This window comes from Verrucosispora sp. ts21 (assembly GCF_002879555.1).
In the GTDB taxonomy this organism is placed as follows: domain Bacteria; phylum Actinomycetota; class Actinomycetes; order Mycobacteriales; family Micromonosporaceae; genus Micromonospora; species Micromonospora gifhornensis.
In genome coordinates, this window is the sequence record NZ_PNOZ01000229.1 from 1 (window position 1) to 209 (window position 209).

1 rRNA gene is annotated in these 209 nt (G+C 34.4%); it reads left to right on the plus strand.

Annotated elements, in window-relative coordinates:
- A 16S ribosomal RNA gene (locus C1A38_RS31525) occupies positions 1 to 75 on the plus strand; the annotation flags it as partial.
- Positions 76 to 209: the final 134 nt, after the last annotated feature.

A 209-nucleotide genomic window follows, 5' to 3' on the forward strand; every position in this document is an offset into this window, starting at 1 on the left:
TAGGTGGGGTTAATGATTGGGGTGAAGTCGTAACAAGGTAGCCGTAGGAGAACCTGCGGCTGGATCACCTCCTTTCTAAGGAGTAAAATATTGGCTTATATTCTCTGTTTAATTTTGAGAGACTTAATGTCTTTCAAATAGTTCTTTGAAAATTGCACAGAGTAAACTAAGGTAAATTAAACCTTTAAATTAATAACTATTAGTTTAAG